The sequence below is a fragment of the Bacteroides sp. 14(A) genome (assembly GCF_000526555.1).
Taxonomy (GTDB): domain Bacteria; phylum Bacteroidota; class Bacteroidia; order Bacteroidales; family Bacteroidaceae; genus Bacteroides; species Bacteroides cellulosilyticus.
In genome coordinates this window covers 1623881-1643957 of the sequence record NZ_JAGH01000002.1, presented here as the reverse complement: position 1 = coordinate 1643957, position 20077 = coordinate 1623881, and the positions used below count along the sequence as shown (strand labels likewise).

The following is a 20077-nucleotide window of genomic DNA, read 5'->3' as shown; positions in this document are numbered from 1 at the left end:
TCCACACTAATGTTTTTTTTTGTACTTTTCGCAAAAAATTCAACCGATATGAATAAATCCAAGACTAAAAAAAGCTTTTCTTACAGAGATTTGCTATACAAAGCACTCATTTTTATCGGCACGGTAGCCATCATAGTATACTTCTTACCGCGTGACGGCAAGTTTAATTATCAGTTCGATATTGACAAACCATGGAAGTATGGGCAACTTATGGCCACATTCAATTTCCCCATATATAAAGATGATGCTGTAGTAAAACATGAACAAGACAGCATTCTTGCCAGTTTCCAACCCTACTATCAGTTGGATAAAAATGTAGAAAAAACCGTGCTTAGCAAATTAAAAACGGATTATCAAAGTCACTTACGCGACATTGTTCCGTCTTCTGACTATATGCGCTATCTGGAGAAAAGGTTATCCGAAATTTATAAAGCAGGTATACTTTCTACCGAAGAACGCAGCAAATTACAAAAAGACAGCACCGCTGTCATCATGGTGATTGATGATAAGCTGGCCAACCAGCGGGGGACCGAACAGCTTTTTTCCGTTAAAGACGCTTATGCCTACCTGCTCACTGCGGACACGGCACATTATTCTCCGTATATCCTGCGCCAGTGTTCACTCAACGAATATTTGTACCCTAATCTGACTTACGATGAGCAACGCACCGAAACAGCCAAGAAGGAAGCATTGGATAATTATGCCTGGGCCAATGGTGTTGTACAAAGTGGCCAGAAGATCATTGATCGGGGGGAAATCGTAGATAAGGAAACTTATAATATCCTTGAAAGTCTGAGAAAGGAGTCTATCCAACGTAGTGAATCCATCGGACAAAAACGTTTGATATTGACCGGACAAATCTTATTTGTCAGCATTTTCATGCTGTGTTTTATGCTGTACCTCGATTTATTCCGCAAGGATTATTACGAACGCAAGGGGAGTTTATCCCTACTATTTACACTGATTATGTTCTATTGTGTAGTGACAGCACTCATGGTGTCGAATAACATATACAATGTTTATATCATTCCGTATGCCATGCTGCCTATCATTATCCGCGTATTCCTCGATTCACGCACAGCATTCCTTACGCAGGTGGTCACTATACTGATCTGCTCCATTTGCCTACGCTACCCACACGAATTTATATTGCTGCAACTGGCTGCCGGTCTGGTCGCTATTTTCAGTTTGCGCGAATTGTCACAACGTTCGCAACTCTTCCGTACGGCATTATTAGTGATACTGACCTATGCTGCTCTTTACTTCGCTTTCGAACTGATCACCGAAAACGATTTATCGAAATTAAACGGAAGTATGTATAGTTACTTTATAGTCAATGGTATACTTCTATTGTTCACCTATCCGCTTCTGTTCTTGTTGGAGAAAACATTTGGATTTACTTCCAACGTTACTCTGGTAGAACTTTCCAATATCAACAGCCCGTTGCTGCGCCGTTTGTCAGAGACTGTTCCGGGCACTTTTCAACATTCCATGCAAGTGGCTAATCTTGCCGCAGAAGCTGCCAACCGTATTGGAGCTAAGAGCCAGTTGGTGCGTACCGGAGCTTTGTACCACGACATCGGAAAAATGGAAAATCCGGTATTCTTTACTGAAAACCAATCAGGAGGTGTCAATCCGCATAAAAATCTTAGCTACGAGCAAAGTGCACAGGTGATAATCAGTCACGTGACGGACGGACTGAAACTGGCGGAAAAAAACAATTTGCCTAAAGTGATAAAAGACTTCATCAGTACCCATCACGGTAAGGGAAAGACTAAATACTTCTATATCTCTTGGAAGAACGAGCATCCCGATGAAGAGCCGAACGAGGAATTATTCACTTACCCCGGTCCAAACCCGTTCACCCGCGAAACGGCCATTCTGATGATGGCGGATGCAGTAGAAGCTGCATCCCGTAGTCTGCCCGAATATACGGAAGAGAGCATCAACAATCTGGTGGAAAAGATTATAGACTCTCAGGTAGAAGAAGGTTTCTTCAAAGAATGTCCTATTACATTCAAGGACATTGCTATCGTGAAATCGGTATTCAAAGAGAAACTGAAAACAATTTATCATACCCGCATCAGCTATCCCGAACTTAAAAAATAAAAGATATGAAAACAATCGCACAAGACCAGAAACGTACCGAAAGCCTGCTACAACGCAGAGGTATCCGGCTACACGACATCCAAAGTTTCAGTTTCATGAAACGTTTTCATGAAGTTCCGCGCAAGAGCAACCTGAAGGTCAAAGATAAATATGGCGCGGGCATATTAACATTGCGCCTAAAACAGGGTATTCAAAGAGCTTTTTATGTCCATCCGTTTCAAAAGCCGTCATCTGTTATCCGCTATCTGATTTCACAAGATATACCTTTTGAGAACCATATCACCCGAAAACGGACAGTAGCAGAGATTCCGACCACGACCTATCAGCGCCCATCACTCTATATGTTCTACTTCTTTGTGCTTTTCATCACGTTTATGATATTGGGATATCAGGCTGTAGTATTCGGAAGTTGGTGGGCATATATTCTCGGAATCATTTCATTCGGCCTGAGTATCTACTTTATACACATGTTGATGACACGTTTCTGTTATCTGAAAGTAGATAACGAAAGCCTTAGGATATACAGCGTAGGACGTGAAATTAAGTATCCTTACGAAGATATACTCAAAGTCAATTTTGACTTTGCACGCGAACAGGCTTTTACGCATGTTATGGAGATATTGGATAAAGACTATCACTATCGCCTCTATTATATAGGAAGGGTATCGCGCCGAACCTTGAATGATATTGCCGAAGTACTACAAAGTGCAGGAGTGGATGCAACATGCAGCCTGAATGAAGACAAGAGATTCTATCAAGACACCACGCACTGACGAACCCGATTATTTCAGATGTTCCAACAGCCCGGCACAAGCATCCTCCAGCAAGTCGAGCACATATTCAAATCCTTCCGCCCCACCATAATACGGATCGGGAACGTGGTCGGCATGCGTAAAACGAGTACAGAATTCCGTCATACGGTGTATCTTCTTCCATTCTTCAGGGGAGGGCGCACGGTCTTTCAAATCTTCAATATTCCGGTCATCCATCCCTATTATCAAATCGAAGTTATAAAAGTCTTCCGTCTGTACGGGACGCGAACGATGTGTGAGTTCGTAACCTCGACGAATAGCGTGAGCACGCATCCGGCTGTCAGGCAACTCTCCTCGATGATAAGAGAGAATACCGGCAGAGTCTATCACAAACTGATCTTCCAGTCCGGCTTCTGAAACCAAATGATTCATCACACCTTCCGCAGAGGAAGAACGGCAAATATTACCCAGGCAAACAAAAAGTATTCTATGAGGCTTCATAAGCACATTTTTTAATTTAGGAACGCAAATATAGAAGTTTTTTTGCATTCTCTTAAAATATTTCTTCTTCTCAGTTGTCAGCATATACAGAGAACGTTTTCAAAGTAATATGTAAATCAATAAAATTAGAACATCATGAAAAAAAGATTTTTTATTATATCTTTGTTTTGGGTATTAGCCATTGCGGCTTTTGGAGCAATAGTCATGCTATTATGGAATTTCGTAGTGCCCGGAGTCTTAGGGCTGGCAACCATCAATTTCTGGCAAGCTTTGGCATTATTCGTACTTGCACGCATTTTCTTCGGAGGTTTCCCTGGTAGAGGAGCTTTCCCCGGCCGAAGAAGAATACCCGATGGTAAAGAGGGTAACCCGTTCCGCGCTAAATGGGAGAAGATGTCTCCGGAAGAACGCAAGGATTTCATTAATAAAAGAAAGAAGTTCGGATTCGGTGGCCCTTTCGGAAGAGACGGATTCTTCAACGAGAGAAACTTTGATAGAAACAACGGTAGCGAAACTCCCAAAGAGAATGAATAATCTGACCGGCAAAGGCAACAGTTTGGAAGAACTGATTGTGGAACATCAACCCCGCCTGAAAGCATTTATCCGCAAGCGGGTTTCCAGTAAGGAAGATGCCGAAGATATTCTGCAAGATGTGCTGTATCAATTGGTGAAAACCATTGAAAGCACTTTCAATCCCATCGAACAGGTAACAGCATGGCTATATCGCGTAGCACGAAATACGATTATCAATAAAGGCAAAAAGATGCAGGAAGAAGAACTACCCGATTCAAGCTATGATAAAGAAGACAATGTACTGAGCGAGTTTTCGGAAGTGCTGTTCAGCGATGCTCCGCCTACTCCGGAAGTAGAATACATGCGGTCACTCGTGTGGCAAGAACTTGAAACAGCTCTTGCCGAACTACCGCCCGAACAACGGGAAGCATTTGAGTTACTGGAAATGGAAGGATTGTCAGCTAAAGAAGTTGCCAGTGCTACCGGGATATCAGTCAACACTTTATTATCACGAAAACATTATGCCGTCATCCACCTTCGCGAACGGTTGAAAGGACTGTATAGCGACCTTCTAAATTACTAACCTCATTTTTAAACTCTCTGTTTTACCCACCGGGTAACAGCTATTCCCACAAAAATTATGAAAACAATAGTGTCAATTTTGACCATACTACTGTGTATGGCCAGCCCCTCCTATGCCCAACTCATTGCTAAAGATTCTACCGGAGTCATGGCTATCTCTCTGGATGAAGTTACCATCCAGGCACGGTCTATCATCGAAAAAGGCGACCGTAAAGTAATACTTCCGACCCAGAATCAACTGAAAATGTCGTCCAGCGGCATAGACTTATTAGGCAAATTACAGCTTCCCCGAATCACAGTTGATATCATGTCGGGCGAAATAACCACTTCTGGCAACGGAGAAGTACAATTACGGATCAACGGTGTTCGGGTTACTTATACAGAGATATCCTCCCTCAGCCCCGAAGATATTCTCCGCATAGAATATCACGATACTCCAGGAGTACGCTACGGAAACGCTGCTGCCGTGATAGATTATATAACCAAAAACAAAAAAGCGGGAGGTAGCGTCAGCGGCGGTGCCATCCACAGCCTCAGTAGCAACCGCACCTCTATTGACGATATGATTTCCGGAAGATATAACTACGGAAAGTCTGAAATCTCAGCCAACGTGCGGTATATACAACGTAAAGGAGACTGGACACGTGAGTATGACGAACGCTTCATTTTCCCCGACAATGAACTTCATCGCCTGGAAACCGGAGAGCCAACGCTGTTCAATAAGAAATTGTTAGCTTCCAACCTAAACTATACTCTGCAAGAAAAAGGAAAATATCTCTTTAATGCACAATTCAGATATACCTTGCAAGATAATCCTGCCGGATATGAAGACCGGAAGAGCAAACTCTACACATCTGATTCCGACATCCCGGTATCCATCTACGACCATACCCAGGAACGAAACCATTTGCCATCCCTCGATCTATACTATCAGCAGAATCTAAAGAATGACCAACGACTCATATTCAATCTTGTCGGCACGTACATCAAGAGCAGCAATACACGCATTTATCAGGAGAAACAGGAAGGCATCGCCAATACAGAGTTATATTCCGATATTGCCGGAAAGAAATATTCGCTGATAGCTGAAGGCATTTATGAGAAAAAATTAGGGCAAGGAACACTGACAGGAGGCCTTAGACATATGCAATCTTATACAGACAACCGCTATGAAGGGGAAGATGTAATGAACGTCCTCCTAAAACAAGCGGAAAGTTATGCCTACACCGAGTATAAAGGTAAAATTCAGAATTGGGGATACATAGCAAATCTATCACTCAACCGTTTCTACTACAGTCAGAGAGATAACCATAGTGAAAGATATGGCTTTCAACCTTCTCTCTTGGTATCCTACAACCCTGTGGACAATCTGCATTTCCGCTATCATATCAATCTGAAAAACAACGCCCCTTCCATAGCTTATCTGAATGATGTGGAGCAAAGAATCGACATCCTACAAACTCGTAGGGGTAACCCGGACTTAAAATCATTCCGTAGTACGATTCAAGATTTTAACGCAATATTCAGCACAGGAATTTTCAGTATTGACGCTTTGGTGAGCTATGCATACGAAAAGAATCCCATCATGGAATCTGTGATTTATGAAGAAGGTATGTTTATCCACACTTATGAAAACCAGAAGTCCTTCCAACATCTGGCAGCGGAAGTCACATTCAATATAAAGCCTTGGAAAGATCACATCAGCCTTTCTGTTACACCGGGAATTAACCGGTATATAAGTACAGGAAACAATTACCTGCACACCTATACCCTGAAAGAATTACGTATTAACCTGGATGCTTCCTATAAAAACTGGCTTCTGAGCTTTATGACCATCACTCCACCCAACCGGTATGTATACGGTGAACAATTGCTGAAAGGTGATCTGATGCATACACTCATGATAGGTTATAAACAACCGGCATGGTCTATTATGGCAGGAATACACAATCCATTTATGAAGACTTACCGCTCCGAGAATGCGAACTGGTCTGCACTGAATCCTGTAAAATCAGATATACACAGTACGAATATGTCAAATACCATTGTTGTCAAGCTCAATTTTAATCTGAACTTCGGACGACAATACAAGGGTGCCAATAAGGGAATTCAGAATATAGATACAGATTCCGGTATTCTGCAAGGAACCAAAGAGTAGCCTTTACATTGGATCTACATCATAATAGACGATTAAAGATTTAAAACGATCCTCCGCCACCATCTCCTTCTGAACCTGCACCAGCAGTTCGCGGGCGCGAGCCATCGGAGCATTATACTCTATCTTGACAATAATCTTCCGGATAAATAATGTTTGTATCCGGGCAACAGGCGGTTTATCCGGTCCCAATACACGATTACCGAAGACTGCACGCAACTTGCCTGACATGGTTTGTGCCATCAGGTCAAGCAATTGTTCATTGCGGTTTTTCAGATAGACATACACCAGACGATAGTAAGGCGGGTAGTGGAACATCTGACGTTCAGCAAGCTGTCCCGCCACCATCTGGTCAAAATCGTTATGGATGACCTGAGCTATAATAGGGTGATCGATACTTTTTGTCTGCAAAATTACACGTCCGCGTTTATTCTTCCGTCCGGCACGTCCTGCCACTTGTGCCATCAACTGAAAAGCACGCTCATACGAACGGAAATCAGGATAATTCAACATCGTATCTGCGTTCAGGATACCTACCACACTGACATGATCAAAGTCCAATCCTTTGGAAACCATCTGTGTACCTATCAATATATCCGTTTTTCCCTGCTCAAAATCTGCAATGATACGTTCATAAGCAGAGCGGGTACGAGTGGTATCCAAATCCATACGGGCAACAGCAGCTTCGGGAAATAAAATCTTGATATCATCCTCTATCTTCTCTGTACCAAACCCACGATTACGCAAGTCAGTACCCTCGCAAGCCGGGCACTTATGGGGCAGTTGATAGGTATAACCGCAGTAATGGCAAGTCAGCTGATTCAATCCTTTGTGAAATGTCAGGCTCACATCACAGTTTTTACACTTCGGCACCCACCCGCATGTATTACACTCAATCATCGGAGCAAAGCCACGCCGGTTCTGAAACAAGATGACTTGTTGTTTTTGATCCAAAGCCTCATGAATATATTGAAGCAACAACGGCGAGAATGGTCCGTTCATACGCTTCTTGCGATGCAGCTCATGGATATCCACGGGGATAATTTCCGGTAATTGAATTTCTTTATACCGCTCTTTCAGCTCCACCAGTCCATACTTCCCGGAAGAAGCATTATGCCAGGTTTCAATAGAAGGGGTAGCTGTGCCCAGCAAGGTCTTGGCACCATACATGGCTGCCAATATAATTGCTGCATTCCGGGCATGATAACGGGGAGCCGGATCCTGTTGTTTATAAGTATTCTCATGTTCTTCATCCACAATCACCAACCCGAGGTTACGAAAAGGCAGGAAAACAGAAGAACGAACTCCAAGGATAATATCATATCCCTTTTCCGTCAGCTGCTTCTGCCAGATTTCTACACGCTCGGCATCCGGAAATTTAGAATGATAAATTCCTAAACGATCTCCGAACACCCGTTGCAGACGTTCGGTAATCTGAGTGGTAAGAGCTATTTCAGGTAGCAGGTACAACACTTGTTTTCCCTGCCGGATAGTTTCTTCTATCAAATGAATATAGATTTCTGTTTTCCCGCTGGCAGTTACCCCATGGAGCAGGCACACATTCTTGGATTGGAAGCTTCGTACAACCTCATCGTATGCCATTTTTTGATGTTCATTCAAAGGATTAATGGGAAGAATTTCCCGAAGAACGGAATTCAGCCGTCCCACTTCCTGTTGGTAAACTTCAAAGATATGTTTATCTACCAAGCCATTGAACACAGCCGGCGAAGCGGATGCCCGCAGCAACAGTTCTTTCTTATTAACCTCTTTAGGAAAACTTTTCAGCCCGTCACCTCCCAAAATACCGGATAGTTCGATATATTTCATCAGTAAATCCAGTTGCTTCGGAGCACGCGCCAATTCATCAAAAAGTTCTTGCAGCCGTTTTTCATTCCGTACTTCATTCGCCAGTCGCACGCGCGTTTCGGTCTTTGGCTTATAAGTCCGGCGGAGTTCTTCTTTTACAAAGATCGCCTCCTTATCCAGCAAGGATTTAATTACGGAAAGTATATTCTTGAGGCCGCTGTCTTTTTCCAGTTTTGTCACACACTGTTCGGGCTCCGCAGAGAGCAAATCCAATATCTTCTGCTCACGCTCCGGCAAACGAACTTCCGATTCAAAATCCGGATTATACTCTACCATCGTCTCGCTCTCCAGCTTCAGGCCGGAAGGCAGAGCAGCCTTATAAACATCGCCTTGTGTACAGAGATAATAATCTGCCAGCCACTCCCAAAACTTAAATTGTTCCGGCAATAAAATCGGATGGGCATCCAATAATGCAGATACTTCTTTTACCTCATAATCCGCCGGCTCACAATAATGTACGTTACGTACAATCGCTGTATAGTACTTCTTACGCCCGAATGGAACTACTACCCGACACCCCATTTGCACCTCATCCGCCCATTCCTCAGGCAAAGAATAGGTAAAATAGCGGGGCAGAGGCAAAGGCAATATGACATCCACAAATTTCTTCATTGCGGCGACAAAGATACAATAAAAAAATAGCGTTGCCAATCAAAATCAGCAACGCTATTATATCGCAATAGATTCTATTTTCTTAGAAGAGATAAGCGGCAGAAATTTGCCAAGTCTTATTCTTTGCACCGATGGCATGACCTACCTCTTTCCATTTAAAGCTATCACCCATCGGGAACTGATAGTTTACACCCACTTGCAAGTGCTTGATCAGCTTCACACCGACTCCCAGATTAAGTCCTACCTGAGTTTTCTTCCGATCAACGTTGTCTTTCTTATCAAAATCAAAGAAAAAATCAGGACCGGCAGCAAAATAAACACCCAGCAGACTACCCAAGCCAATCGTATATTTCAGATTGATGGGAACTTCCGCTCCGATTTGCTTTACATCACCCTTACCTCTCTGCGAGAATAACAAAGCACCATCAACCCCCAGGCCTACAATAGGAATTGTAATTTCAGCCATCGGACCAATAAAGAAACCGGCAGAGTTGTCCTTGTTACCTTTATATCCGCCATCCCAGTCTATCTTTGTCAAGTTGACACCACCCTTTACACCCCATTTAATGAGTTGGGCCTGAGCAGGCATAGCCATAAACATACAGCCTACAGCTATAATGAAAGCACTAAAAATCTTCTTCATAATTCTTTTTTGTTTAAATTATCGGGACAAATATATGGATTTATTCTTAAAAAGAACAATAAAGATTCATTTTTGTTCAACGGCGTTGTCGTCGTACTGACGCCTTCGGAGCTGCTGCTTCCCGCTTAGATACCGATTGGGACTTACCTGCGGAAGATTTTGACTTTGATGAGGAAGAAGATTTACTTTTGGTTGTAACAGCATTGTCACGCCCCCTTTTCTTCGAATTAGTCTTCGTTGTTTTTATTCCCGAAGCTGTGGAAACCGAATCCGTTTCTTCTATAAGATCCCTGCCATACAATGTCTCTTCAAAATCCACCAGTTCCTTCTCAATCCGCTTCTGCTCTTTCACCATGGCGCTATCCGTCGGACAGTATTGTGACAAAGTACGATTTTGCAGATTGGTTGTTTTATAAATATCTCCTTTATACAAACGTGCCGTAAAGAAGTCATCCCAAGTACTGTTTGCTGCATTATTATAATTGCTAACGGAGACTTTTGTCTGAGTCAGATAGGGAACCAAGTCTTTATAGTTCACCCAAAACATAGGTAACTTCACTTTCTCCGAACTGAATTCTTCCGAACGATGCAACACCGGACAGATAGCCGTTATCACTGAGCCATAAGTAGAAGTACGCTGATCAAAATACCATACCTCCTTCACAAAGTAACTCAATACATCCGCTGAAGGTATATCACTATTACTGATAGACAAAACACTGTCACGGCGATTTGCCACTTTCTTCAGTTCATAATAAATTTGAAAGCGATCCAGCACATCACGGAAAGTCACCTCAGCATCTTTCTGAAAGCGTTCCGTACCATCCAGCTGATATTCATAAGCCGGAATTTTCTTTTGCGCCAGCAAACGGAACACGGTAGCGAAAAGATTCATCTTATTTCCCTGCGGTTCCACCGGATAGTATAATGCACCATTGGTATCCTTTGTCAAATCCAGCGTACGATAGATTTCGCGCATCCACACCACATCCTCCGGCAAGCCTGGCGAACCCGGATATTGCCTTTGCGCCCACCCCACTGAAAGATCCAGTGCACAGAGTGTGACAGCTATCATGAGTTTCAAGGAAAGTTTCATAGTCTTATACCTTATTATATTCGATTTCTAATTTTAATTCACAATCACTTCCAGTGTAGTAGGCAACAAACGCTCCACCCCATCCGGCCCCACCGCACGAACCCGGGAAATATAGAAACGTTTACCTCTAGATAAACGGCGGAACATATCTTTCTGACGTGTAGAGAATGAAGCCCCCGAAGACACTTCCGGCACGGCATTTCCCATATTATCAAAGAAAACAGTTTCAAATCCCAGCACCCGGAAGTTGATATTCAACAAACCATCATCAATAGCAGCTACAATGCCGGGAGTATTCATCAAAATTGCTTTAGATAATCCACGGCCTCCCCGATATCGTTTAGGTGTCCCGTCTTCCGTATATTCTATAAACGGTGAAGGATCAGGCAACTGGCGCACACGATAAGTATAATCCCCCATCGACTGCGTACGTCCGCCAACGGATGCCGTCACACGAATCACTACATCTTTACCGATAGTCGTAGGATGAGCAATATACCCGTTTCCGGCACGATTCAGAGTTCCGTTTCCATTCACAATACTTGCCTGTACTTGTCCCCCCGGCACTCCGGGAACGGAAATACTGATCGGATTATCATATCCGGCATAGAGTACATTCATCATTGTAGCTGAAACCGTAGCAGTAGGTTCAACCACCGTATATTTCTGTGAGAACTCTCTGCGAAGCACTTCGCCATTCCCTTGCGCCAACTCCAGATAACCATCCAAAAAGAACTCCCCTGTACGGTTACAAACGGTTTCGAACCATCCTTCGGCATTATCCGGTTGCTTTTCACCGGCGATGTAAATAGAAGGACGCTGAGTAGAGTCCACAGCAGCCAGAATGACACGGGCACTGTACGTACCACCGCGCACCACATTCTGAGAGGTAGGAATGACATAAGCCTGAAGTTGATTTACACGTACATCCTGCACATCAGTATTCTGCGTCAACAAATGCAATACTTCACCTTCAGCATAGCGCACATCACTTTGCAGCTTGGTTAACAGCGTGACAGCTGCGGCCACCGGAGTATTTTCAAAGATATATTCCTGCCAGTTTTTTCCTGCTGCTGACGCCTTACGCGGTACTTCAGTACCCAGATTATCACGGATGATCTTCTGTTGTATCGGATCGGTAACAAGAGTCAGAATATTTTCCCGGTATTGATTGATGCGGTTGAACAGCGCTTTGCCCTGTCCGCTACCAGGTGCAAGCATCACAAAAGAAGCAGCTTCCAAGTCTTCTTTATTGGAGATATTGGCAACATCCCCATTCTTGCCATCCGCTTCCTTCACAATGCGTAGTTTCAATTCATCCACATAGGTATAGAGCGAATCGGACATATTTTTCACACGTACCGCTTTCTCAAACCACGGTCCTATTTTCTCAGGATTACGTTCGTTGGCACCGGCAAGCCCGTCATATAGTGATTGATTCTGCACAGTAGAGTTTGCCGTTGTACGGGAAAGACTTTCATCTACCAATGAAAAACCATTCAGCACATCCGACGAAACGTTGAGTGCCAGCATCGCCATCAGGACGATATACATCAGGTTTATCATCTTCTGACGCGGAGAATCCGGGTTGGTGTTCAGAGACATGGGGTTATTTACAATTTACAATTTACAATTTGGCTGCACGATAGCTTTAACTCTCGTTCTATCGCTTCACCACTTTATCACTTAACCTGCACAGCTTGCAACATACGGGCATAGACAGCATTCAGTTCTTCTATCTGACGCGCCATCTTACGGGTTTGTTCATGCACCTGATCGATTGTATTAATCTGAGTGCTGGCACTACGAAGCTGCATTTCATAGATGGCGTTGATACCTGCCAGATTACGGTTTAAAGCGCTCATCTGCTCAGCATCATGTGAAAGAGATTCGGCCTGTGCTGTAAAGCGCGAAAGCATTTCTGTCATTTCTTTCAGTTGGGCTATGTAAGCCTGCGTAGTTTCTTCCATTTCAGGAGTAAAAGCAGGGGCCGGAGTTCCGGGTGAATATTGATTCGCTCCTACAGTCACTGATACCGGCTGATTTGAAGGGACGGATTGTGTCTTCGGCAAATCATTTGTCCATCCACCGGCACTGCCGATTGTGCCATCTCCCACCACAACGATACCGCCGGATGTAGCCGTCTCCGTCTGCCTTCTCGGCAAATCAAATGCAGAAATAAAAAACACCAGCACTTCTGTTCCCATACCAATCCACAACATCAAATTGGCACCAGGCAAGTGTGTCAGCTTGAACAATGTACCTGCAATGACAATAGCAGCACCCCAGCTATAGGCATAGTTCATAATGACCTTACCACGGTAACTCGCCATAAAATCCTGCAACTTTTGTCCAAAATCCCTCTTTTTATTTACAGTATCTTTTTCCATCATCTTACCATTTTACCATCTTATCATTTCCCCTTCTTATTATATCCCACTTGTGTACGTACGCAACGGAACCCCACATACGAACGCTGCTCATTCTGATACTCCGCCGTACGGGCATCCGAACGGATAAACGCGTTTACATCTTTCCATGAACCACCACGCACCACTTTCTTCTTCATCGCATACGGATCATCCGGCGCGGCATTATACTGAATATCCGGATTGATGTCACTTGCTTGCAGAACTCCCGACTCTGTATAAGCCGTTGAAGTCCACTCCGCCACATTACCTGCCATATCATACAATCCGTTCGAGTTGGGTGTATAAGCTCCTACACGGGTTGAAATCAGATTGCCGTCTTTGGTGTAATTTCCTTTACCCGGCTTATAGTTCGCATTGTAGCATCCACGGTCATCTTTGGTTTCCTCACTTTCTTTCCAGGGATATTTATTATCCTCCCTTCCGCGTGCGGCAAATTCCCATTCGGCCTCGGTCGGCAGGCGATAGCGCTGGATATATTTAGCCTGTCCACGCAGACCTGCAAGTAAATAATTGGTACGCCATGCACAAAACGCATTCGCCTGTTCCCAGCTGACACCCACCACCGGATGCTCGTTATAACTGGGATGGTTGAAATACAAACGCATATATTGTTCATTATTCGCATTCGGAAAGTCATTTACCCAACAGGTTGTATCGGGATAAACATTTACTATATAGCTATTTAGAAAATCCCATTCGCTGGATAACGGACGTGTAATAGTACGGTTCACAATCCGCCCTTCATCATCAATGTATGCCGTATCCTTCGTTATCATAATCACCTCTTCCGGGTTCACCTGTATATCGGTATTCTTAACACGTTCAGCGGGATTCAGGCGATTATGACGCTTGGCAGCCTCAGTATAGTCATAAATCTCATAATAATAATTCATCTGACCGGCATCCAGCATCAGCGTACCGTCGATAGGATGATGCTTATATACGCTTTCGATAGCCATCTGTTCATCCTCTGTCGCCCGCTTCCAGGGAATGGGTTTCGACCAGTTCAAATAAGGTTTGATAGGATTTCCTTCCCGGTCTTCTTCTATCTTATATAATTCATTACCGCCATAAGCAGGATCTGCCAGACGTTCACGGATAATGGAATCGCGTACCCAATTGACAAACTGTTTATATTCGGCAACCGTCACTTCCGTATCATCCATCCAGAAAGACTCGACTGAAATTTCCCGTGAAGGAACGATTGTTCCCCACAAGCTATCTTGCTTGTCGGGGCCCATTTTCACCGAACCACGTTTCACCAGCACCATACCGTAAGGCGCAGGCTCATTCCATGCCACAGCACTGGCTCCTATCACTTCGCCACCTCTCATGGAACTGTTTCCCACCGTCCCCATGCACGAAACCAGCGAACCGAACAGCAATAAAGCCGCCCCGTACCACGCATGAATTGTTTTCATTCCTTTATTCTTTCCCATTGTTCGTATATTCTCTTACAAAATCCGTACACTCTTATGCAAGTTCCGGTTTTTCTTAAATACATTCAAGTCCAATGCATACCTCACTACCAGATCGTGGCTACCACTTGCGACACCTATCTTCGAAGTAAAACACTCATAAGCATATCCTAACGTCACGCCCCGCACCGTCAATCCGAAACTGAATGTCACCGAGGTATCCGGCGAATAAGTCAATCCTCCACTAAGCACCCGGGAATGATAGGTATAAAACAATCGCCCCGTTACATCCAGCCTTGTAGAAGTAAAATCACTTTGCAACTGCATAGAAGGTTGTATGGAAATTAACGGATTACGCGTCTGAATATTGTATCCACCTGTCAAATAAAAGATAGGATGTATTTTTATTTGGCTTTTGTCTCCCAGAGAGACACGGGGAGCCGTCAGATGATGGGCAGAAAATCCTGCATAAAATTTAGGGTGCGAATAGTATCCACCCAGTCCGAGATCAACGGCCATTCCACTCTCCGCAGCAGTCGGAAAAGCTTCATCATCCGTTTCATCTCCAAGATTGATATCAGACGGATCAAACGATACGGTCAGCATCCCCACTTGAAGTCCGATACCCAACTTGCCTTTCCGGATTTTCATCTGATAGGCATATTGTCCCCAAAAACGTTGATTACGGAACAAGCCGATCCCCTCATTGAAAAAGCCAACACCCACACCATGCTGTTTATTGAACAGAGTAAAAGGCATATCAGCCCCAAAGTACATCACGCGCGGAGCATGTGTAAAACCCATCAACTGCATGCCATACGAACCATAAATATTCATTTTATTATCTGTCTGCCCCACCCAGCCGGGATGATAATATCCCTTCACCTCCCAGTATTGACTGAAGCGTGCATCAAATTGCGCCTGACCTTTTGCCGCACAAAAGAAAAGACAGATAAAAATTATATATTTCAGGATACGGCTACATTTCATCAATATAAGAACTGATAAAACGAGAAAAAATTGTGTAAAACAGAATCAAAAAGAGAAAGACTCTGGAAACAGGCCATGTATTTACCACAAACAGATAATTCGTTTCAAGGAAAAAGAGATTACTTATCACTTGACCTCATAACGGTATAGTAATGAATAAGACTCACCACAGATTACACAGATTCACACAGATTTATTAATCTAATAATCAGTAAAATAAAATCTGTGTGAATCTGTGTAATCTGTGGTGAATTAATTCATAACCGAAAAGTAATGAACTAATTCTACCAATTATTTGTATATATAAAAAAGAAAGCTATGACGCAGATAAAAATCAAACGGGTCTATGAAAACCCCGAAGCAGAAGACGGTTACCGCGTATTGGTAGATCGTCTATGGCCTCGCGGCATGAAAAAAGAATATCTGAAATATGATGTCTGGGAAAAAGACATCACGCCTTCCCCTGAACTCAGGAAATGGTTTCATGAAGATATGGCAGGACATTGGGAGGCTTTCTCAGATATGTATCGGAAAGAACTGGAAACATCTGAAGCCACACGGAACTTTCTGGCATCAATCAAACCCTATAAAACAGTTACTTTGCTATATGCCTCCAAAGAACCTGTCCGTAATCATGCCCGCATTCTGCAACAGTTTCTGGAAACCAGCCTTGGGCAATCGTGAATATTCACTATCTTTGCAACAGTCATCCCCTCAAAAGAGCCGGACGGCCTAACTATTTTCTGAAAGGACAATCATGATAGAGTTGCGAACAGTCAATCTGACCCGTTACATCACTCCTTTACGCGAAGGCGGTTCACTGCCAGCACTGGCGGAAGCTGATGACGAATTCAAATACGTCGTAAAGTTTCGTGGTGCCGGCCATGGAACAAAGGCATTAATATCCGAATTAATTGGTGGAGAGGTTGCGCATATACTTGGATTCAGAGTGCCGGAGCTGGTGTTCCTAAACCTCGATGAAGCATTCGGACGGACCGAAGGAGACGAAGAGATACAAGACTTATTGCAAGGTAGCCGCGGACTGAACCTGGGGTTACACTTCCTTTCGGGTGCTCTGACATTCGATCCTGTAGCGACCAAGGTAGATCCGGAACTTGCCTCACGTATTGTCTGGCTGGATGCCTACCTGACCAATATAGACCGTACTTTTCGCAACACCAACATGTTGATGTGGCACAAGGAACTTTGGCTGATAGACCACGGTGCTTCTCTTTACTTTCACCATTCATGGGAAAACTGGGAGAAACATGCGGTAAGTCCGTTCACCTATATCAAAAATCACGTGCTGCTACCCGAAGCATCCCGACTTGAAGAAGCCGATACCCTCCTTCGTCCCATGCTGACCGATGAAAAGATACAGCAGATCGTCGCACTTATTCCTGACGACTGGCTGCACTGGGAAGATACCCATGAAACGCCCGAAGAAATCAGAGATATCTATACCCGCTTTCTGACCGAAAGACTGGCCCATTCCGAAATATTTATAAAAGAAGCACAGAATGCAAGGAAAGCACTTATATGAATACGCAGTTATTCGCCTGGTTCCCAAAGTAGAACGTGAGGAGTTCTTCAATGTGGGAGTAATCCTTTTCTCGAAAAGGGCAGGTTACATCAAGTCCGTTTGTCAGGTAAACGAGGACAAACTGAAGCTATATGTTTCCGAAGTAGACCGGGAATTGATATTTGCCCATTTGGATGTATTTAATAAAATATGTTCGGGAGCCAAAGACGGCGGCCCCATCGCCCAACTTGATGTACCGGAACGTTTCCGCTGGCTGACTGCCGTGAGAAGTTCCTGTATTCAAACGTCCCGTCCGCATGCCGGTTTCTCCGACGATCTGGACAGGACGTTAGAAAGATTATTCAAAGAATTGGTTTTATAGTGGAGCAGCATACTTCGCCTTCAGCTCCTCTACTCCCATTCCGGTAAAGTAGTCTTCAATAAAATCCCAGCGTTTCGTATCATCCATTCCATCCGTTCCGAAGAAGAAAGAGAACAGTTCGATCTGCTCCTGAAATATCTGCTCATTATTCTCAAGTATCAGATTATGATATTCATCGGAGGACGCAATCTGCTGTAAGCTCTCAGGGTCATCGAAACACACCTGCACACAAGGCGTACCGCCACCTTCTACACTGAATGAAAGACAATCGAGCATGGAAAGGAGATTAAGCAGCATATTCAAATCAGAGAACGGAGTGCTATAGAACAATAACCGGTCACCTTTTTTACCCACAATGCGCTGGCTAAAGAGTTTCTGATAGCGCGACAGCAACAAGTCAAATCCTTTCGTCACCGTGAAAGAAAGTTCATTGGAGTCTTTTTTCTTCACACTACTGATATAGCTCACACTACGCCCTTCTTCCGTACGTGACTCCAGCAGTGAACCAATGAAACGTTTCGCTGACGGCACATCCATACCATGCTCGGCAAATATCGCACGCAATTCTTCTTCATCAAAACGCCCTTTAGTCTTCCGCAACTTATCAACAAGCAAAGTCTTCAAACTATAGAACAGTCCATCCATTCGTTGGCGAATTACGGCTGCATCTTCTTTCAGCAATACTTCATGCTTACCCACAGACACTGCACGGGAACCTTCCCACAACGTACCACCATTCAATTTCTGTTTAAATTCTCTATATCCCAACTCTGCGAAACGTTCTTCCCACAGTTTCTCCAAACGTGCCGTATACACATCTTCCGTGCCCTTCACCTTCGTTAGATAATCCTTGAACTCATGAATAAAAACATCACCAGTCTTATCCTGAATATATCCTTCCGTCAGCAGGTTTTGCGGACTCACTTCCAGCAATTTCTTTCCATAACGGTGGCTCAAATCATCTTCCAACCATAGCAGAGCAGTCTTAATCAATTGTCCAAGTTCCGCTTCATATTCCAGCTTGTTCTTCATTCTTGGCAATTTCACCACAAACTCAAAGTCGGACAAAGACACCAGCATTTCCTGTTTTTCGCCTTTCATCCGGTACACTTCCATCAGCTTCTTCAAAATCAGCGACAACTGTTCCTGTGCTATATTGCCCGCCATGTGCAGGCGCTTCATATAATAGAAATCCCTTTCATGATAATCCGTCGCCGAGATTCCATGAATATCCGTATCACGGGCTGCACGTCCGATCTCCTGTATATAGTCCACAAATGTGCTGGAAGGCGCCACATGATACACCCGGTCGATATCACTGATATCCACCCCCATGCCGAATGCCTTTGTAGCCACAATCATTCGCTTCTCGCCTTCTTTGAACTCCTGTACAATAGCTGCTTTTTGTTCTTTGTCCTTCTTACCATAGTAGGAGGCGACCAAGTGCCAATCCGTCGATTTCACCCACGTTTTCAGACGCATGTCGATACCACCTGCAAAAGGATAATAAAGAATAGTCTTATGCCCGTCGAGGAAATCCTCTACACGGTCAGCCACAACACGCTGTTTGGCTTTATCATAGGTTTCTCCTTCCTCTATCTCCATCTGCCGGATATCAAAGCCGATGTTCCGGCGTTTCACTGTACCTGCATAAAGCACACATGGCTCCATTTGCAATGAACGAATGGTTTCGAACACCATGTCATTCCCTCCTTTCGGATTCCATACAGCCGTAGCCGTCAGTGCAAAAAGTGGGAATGCATATCCAAGGCTTTTCTTCAAACCTTGCAGATAGCGCCCCAGAAACCAATAGTCCACACGAAATTCCTTGCCCCATGTAGTTACCGTATGGGCTTCGTCCACTACGACCAGACCGATACGCCGTTCACCAGCAAAGTGCTTGATATCATACGAGAGCAACAACTCCGGTGAAAGATAGAATAGATCCACCTCACTTTCACGCACCTGCCTGTACACTTCGTTCTTCTGTTCGGGCGACAAATCGGAAGAGGCATACGCCACACGCATGTACCCCAATTCCTGCAAGCCTTCCACCTGGTCTACAATCAATGCTTTCAAGGGAGATACGACAATGGTAAGCATCCCGTATTCATTACCCAGATAGATGGCAGGCAACTGGAACAACAAGGATTTTCCCGCACCGGTAGGTGCTGTAAGCAAGATGTTATCCACATCTTCTCCTCCATTCCGGGCTTTCTCTGCTTCGACAATAACACTTTCTATCAATTGTCCCTGTGAAATTTGAAGCGTGTCCTTCCCCTTGAACAAATCGTCGTACACTTCCAGATCACGAAATTGTTCGTAACCGTAAGTCTCTTTTAAAAGCGTGTATACCGCTTCCCGGCAATCTCCGGGTAAGTGCCGTTCTTTTAGTTCCGGCAGGCGGCATACCGTTTTTTCTCGTGTTTCAGTCATAAATGGAATAATATAAAAAAGAGGCAGTCCTCCTAACCTGTTATAAACAGATCTAACGGACTACCTCT

At 44.1% G+C, this 20077-nt stretch carries 17 protein-coding genes; 8 read left to right on the top strand and 9 right to left on the bottom strand.

Going from position 1 to position 20077, the window contains the following annotated elements; translation table 11 throughout:
• Positions 1-48 precede the first annotated feature (48 nt).
• On the top strand, positions 49-2109 hold the full coding sequence (locus tag K429_RS0113395; RefSeq protein ID WP_007219559.1) for an HD family phosphohydrolase: 2061 nt from the start codon (positions 49-51) through the stop codon (positions 2107-2109).
• Between the two features lie 5 nt (positions 2110-2114).
• On the top strand, positions 2115-2882 hold the full coding sequence (locus K429_RS0113390; protein ID WP_007212042.1) for a hypothetical protein: 768 nt from the start codon (positions 2115-2117) through the stop codon (positions 2880-2882).
• A 9-nt stretch (positions 2883-2891) separates the two neighbouring features.
• Here K429_RS0113390 and K429_RS0113385 read toward each other — a convergent pair whose 3' ends face one another.
• Entirely contained in the window at positions 2892-3362 is a 471-nt protein-coding gene (locus K429_RS0113385) for a low molecular weight protein-tyrosine-phosphatase (RefSeq protein ID WP_007219558.1), read from the bottom strand.
• Between the two features lie 135 nt (positions 3363-3497).
• Here K429_RS0113385 and K429_RS0113380 point away from each other — a divergent pair, with 135 nt between their 5' ends.
• Genes K429_RS0113380 through K429_RS0113370 form a run of 3 tightly spaced genes read left to right on the top strand, consistent with a single transcriptional unit; the run spans position 3498 to position 6615 of the window.
• Positions 3498-3896 (top strand): hypothetical protein, encoded by a 399-nt coding sequence (locus K429_RS0113380; RefSeq protein ID WP_026367236.1) that lies wholly within the window; start codon positions 3498-3500, stop codon positions 3894-3896.
• Positions 3889-4458: an RNA polymerase sigma factor gene (locus tag K429_RS0113375; protein WP_007212039.1), complete on the top strand. Its 570-nt coding sequence runs from the start codon at positions 3889-3891 to the stop codon at positions 4456-4458. Before K429_RS0113380 ends, K429_RS0113375 begins: the two co-directional genes overlap by 8 nt.
• A 57-nt stretch (positions 4459-4515) precedes the next feature.
• A complete protein-coding gene (locus tag K429_RS0113370; RefSeq protein ID WP_231501852.1) occupies positions 4516-6615 on the top strand; it encodes a TonB-dependent siderophore receptor in 2100 nt (699 codons plus the stop codon).
• Positions 6616-6618: 3 nt separating this feature from the next.
• Here K429_RS0113370 and priA read toward each other — a convergent pair whose 3' ends face one another.
• From priA to K429_RS0113335, 7 genes are all read right to left on the bottom strand, one after another.
• Positions 6619-9090 (bottom strand): primosomal protein N', encoded by a 2472-nt coding sequence (priA, locus tag K429_RS0113365; protein WP_026367234.1) that lies wholly within the window; start codon positions 9088-9090, stop codon positions 6619-6621.
• An 82-nt stretch (positions 9091-9172) separates the two neighbouring features.
• A complete protein-coding gene (locus tag K429_RS0113360) occupies positions 9173-9733 on the bottom strand; it encodes a porin family protein (protein WP_007212036.1) in 561 nt (186 codons plus the stop codon).
• 76 nt (positions 9734-9809) lie between these two features.
• Positions 9810-10829, bottom strand: coding sequence for a gliding motility protein GldN (gldN, locus tag K429_RS0113355; protein WP_026367233.1), 1020 nt, complete (start codon positions 10827-10829; stop codon positions 9810-9812).
• A 33-nt stretch (positions 10830-10862) separates the two neighbouring features.
• Positions 10863-12434 carry a gliding motility protein GldM gene (gene gldM / locus K429_RS0113350; RefSeq protein ID WP_026367232.1) on the bottom strand — a complete coding sequence of 524 codons (1572 nt, stop codon included), beginning with the start codon at positions 12432-12434 and terminating at the stop codon, positions 10863-10865.
• 77 nt (positions 12435-12511) lie between these two features.
• Positions 12512-13222 (bottom strand): gliding motility protein GldL, encoded by a 711-nt coding sequence (gene gldL / locus K429_RS0113345; protein ID WP_026367231.1) that lies wholly within the window; start codon positions 13220-13222, stop codon positions 12512-12514.
• 20 nt (positions 13223-13242) lie between these two features.
• A complete protein-coding gene (locus tag K429_RS0113340) occupies positions 13243-14700 on the bottom strand; it encodes an SUMF1/EgtB/PvdO family nonheme iron enzyme (RefSeq protein ID WP_007219552.1) in 1458 nt (485 codons plus the stop codon).
• Positions 14701-14715: 15 nt separating this feature from the next.
• Positions 14716-15669 (bottom strand): PorP/SprF family type IX secretion system membrane protein, encoded by a 954-nt coding sequence (locus tag K429_RS0113335; protein ID WP_022208668.1) that lies wholly within the window; start codon positions 15667-15669, stop codon positions 14716-14718.
• A 318-nt stretch (positions 15670-15987) separates the two neighbouring features.
• Between K429_RS0113335 and K429_RS0113330 the strand changes: the two genes are divergently transcribed.
• The 3 genes from K429_RS0113330 to K429_RS0113320 all read left to right on the top strand — a co-directional run bounded on the left by K429_RS0113330 (position 15988) and on the right by K429_RS0113320 (position 17573).
• Entirely contained in the window at positions 15988-16353 is a 366-nt protein-coding gene (locus K429_RS0113330; protein ID WP_007219551.1) for a DUF488 domain-containing protein, read from the top strand.
• Between the two features lie 76 nt (positions 16354-16429).
• Positions 16430-17212: a HipA family kinase gene (locus K429_RS0113325; protein WP_026367230.1), complete on the top strand. Its 783-nt coding sequence runs from the start codon at positions 16430-16432 to the stop codon at positions 17210-17212.
• Positions 17190-17573 (top strand): DUF3037 domain-containing protein, encoded by a 384-nt coding sequence (locus tag K429_RS0113320; RefSeq protein ID WP_026367229.1) that lies wholly within the window; start codon positions 17190-17192, stop codon positions 17571-17573. The genes K429_RS0113325 and K429_RS0113320 overlap by 23 nt, the downstream gene beginning before the upstream one ends.
• Here the strand turns inward: K429_RS0113320 and K429_RS0113315 are convergent.
• Positions 17568-20009 (bottom strand): helicase-related protein, encoded by a 2442-nt coding sequence (locus K429_RS0113315; RefSeq protein WP_022208666.1) that lies wholly within the window; start codon positions 20007-20009, stop codon positions 17568-17570. The two genes, K429_RS0113320 and K429_RS0113315, sit on opposite strands and share 6 nt — an antisense overlap.
• Between the last annotated feature and the right edge of the window lie 68 nt (positions 20010-20077).